This is a genomic window from Microbulbifer sp. (genome assembly GCF_051659245.1).
In the GTDB taxonomy this organism is placed as follows: Bacteria; Pseudomonadota; Gammaproteobacteria; order Pseudomonadales; family Cellvibrionaceae; genus Microbulbifer.
The window spans coordinates 1-1,577 of record NZ_JBOFOC010000173.1 but is presented as its reverse complement, the minus strand read 5'-3'; the positions used below and the strand labels follow the sequence as shown (position 1 = coordinate 1,577).

4 protein-coding genes are annotated in these 1,577 nt (G+C 63.0%); all 4 read left to right on the top strand.

The window, feature by feature from the left end:
• Positions 1–71 precede the first annotated feature (71 nt).
• The 4 genes from tusD to ACRC0P_RS16575 are packed head-to-tail and all read left to right on the top strand — an operon-like array spanning position 72 to position 1,446.
• A complete protein-coding gene (gene tusD, locus ACRC0P_RS16590) occupies positions 72–464 on the top strand; it encodes a sulfurtransferase complex subunit TusD (RefSeq protein ID WP_438632413.1) in 393 nt (130 codons plus the stop codon).
• A 1-nt stretch (position 465) separates the two neighbouring features.
• Positions 466–828 (top strand): sulfurtransferase complex subunit TusC, encoded by a 363-nt coding sequence (gene tusC, locus ACRC0P_RS16585; protein WP_438632412.1) that lies wholly within the window; start codon positions 466–468, stop codon positions 826–828.
• Position 829: 1 nt separating this feature from the next.
• Positions 830–1,111, top strand: coding sequence for a sulfurtransferase complex subunit TusB (gene tusB / locus ACRC0P_RS16580; protein WP_438632411.1), 282 nt, complete (start codon positions 830–832; stop codon positions 1,109–1,111).
• Positions 1,111–1,446: a TusE/DsrC/DsvC family sulfur relay protein gene (locus tag ACRC0P_RS16575; protein ID WP_438632414.1), complete on the top strand. Its 336-nt coding sequence runs from the start codon at positions 1,111–1,113 to the stop codon at positions 1,444–1,446. Before tusB ends, ACRC0P_RS16575 begins: the two co-directional genes overlap by 1 nt.
• The last annotated feature ends 131 nt before the right edge of the window (positions 1,447–1,577 follow it).

The window sequence follows — 1,577 nt, the reverse complement described above, 5'->3', positions numbered from 1 at the left end:
ATCGCGGGCATGGCCCGCTCCTACAAGAAACCAATGCCCCGCACAGCGGGGCATTTTAATATCCGGCCACGATGAAATTTTCCCTGGTAATCTACGGCGCTCCTCACGCCTCCCAGTCCGCATCCAGTGCGCTGCGCTTCGCCCGCGCCCTGCTGCGGCAGGGTCACGAAATTCACCGCGTATTTTTTTACTGCGACGGCGTGCACAACGGCAGCGCGCTGAGTGCACCACCCCAGGACGAGCCCGACCTGGTCGCCGACTGGCAGTCGCTGCAGGAGCGGCACCGACTGGATCTGGTGGTCTGCATCGCCGCCGCCCAGCGGCGCGGCCTACTCAATGAAAACGAGGCATTGCGGCTGGAGAAGCCCGCGGCCAATCTCGCGGAGGGTTTCGAACTCTCCGGTCTCGGCCAGTTGGCGGACGCAGCGGTCAAGTCCGACCGCCTGATAACTTTTGGAGCCTGAAATGGCAAAACGCCTGCTCGCCCTGTGCCGCCAGGCACCCTACGGCAACGCCCTCGCCCGCGAGGGCCTGGAGGCGGTACTCGCCGCGGCGGCCATGGATCAGGCTGCGGACCTGCTGTTCCTCGCCGACGGCGTCTTCCAGTTACTGGACGGCCAGCGGGCAGAGGCCATCGAACAGAAGAGCCTGCGGCGCAACCTGCGGGCATTACCGATGTTCGGAGTCGAGAGCATTCATGTCTGCCAGCGCAGCCTGCTGGAGCGGGGGCTCGATGCCGGACAACTGCAAATTCCCGGCGCCCGGTTAAAATTGATTGCCGATACCGGCAGTTTTATCGCCGGCTACGACAGTGTACTGAGTTTTTGACATGACCCTGCATATCGTCAGCAAATCCCCCTACAGTTCCTCCGCGCTAACGGACTGTATCGGCAGTTTCGCCGAAGGCGACGCCCTGCTGCTGATCGAGGACGGAGTCTACGCCCTGAGCGGGCCCGCGTCGGAAAAAATTGCCGTATCCCCGGTCTACTGCCTGGAAGCGGATACCGATGCGCGCGGCCTGTCGATTCCGGAAAATATCCAGGCGATCGACGATGCCCGCTGGGTGTCCCTGTGCACCGAACACAACCCTGTCGTCAGCTGGTTCAAGTGATGAAAAGCATTCAGGTGGAAGGCCGGGAAATTCCACTGGATAAAGAGGGCTTCCTGCGCAATCTGGACGACTGGAGCCCGGCGGCGGCGGAGCAGCTGGCTCGGGCGGAGGGCATAGAACTCACCGGGGACCACTGGCAGGTAATCCGCCTGCTGCAGGAATTCTACCGGGAATTCGAACTGTCCCCGGCCATGCGCCCGCTGGTCAAATACGTCGGTCAGCATCTGGGCGCGGACAAGGGGCGCAGTATCTACCTGATGCAGCTGTTTCCGCCGAGCCCGGCCAAAGTGGCCAGCAAGATCGCCGGCCTGCCCAAGCCCACCAACTGTCTTTGAATCCCCCTCTCCCTGGCCCTCTCCCCCGACCCCTCTCCCGCAAGCGGGAGAGGGGTGCACAGTTCCCTTTCCCCCTTTGGGGGAGAGGGTTAGGGAGAGGGGGGCACAGTTCCCTCTCCCCCTTTGGGGGA

Excerpts from the sequence above, each read along its gene's own strand:
- tusD (WP_438632413.1), top strand. The coding sequence starts at position 72 with ATGAAATTTTCCCTGGTAATCTACGGCGCTCCTCACGCCTCCCAGTCC.
- tusC (WP_438632412.1), top strand. The coding sequence starts at position 466 with ATGGCAAAACGCCTGCTCGCCCTGTGCCGCCAGGCACCCTACGGCAAC.
- tusB (WP_438632411.1), top strand. The coding sequence starts at position 830 with ATGACCCTGCATATCGTCAGCAAATCCCCCTACAGTTCCTCCGCGCTA.
- ACRC0P_RS16575 (WP_438632414.1), top strand. The coding sequence starts at position 1,111 with ATGAAAAGCATTCAGGTGGAAGGCCGGGAAATTCCACTGGATAAAGAG.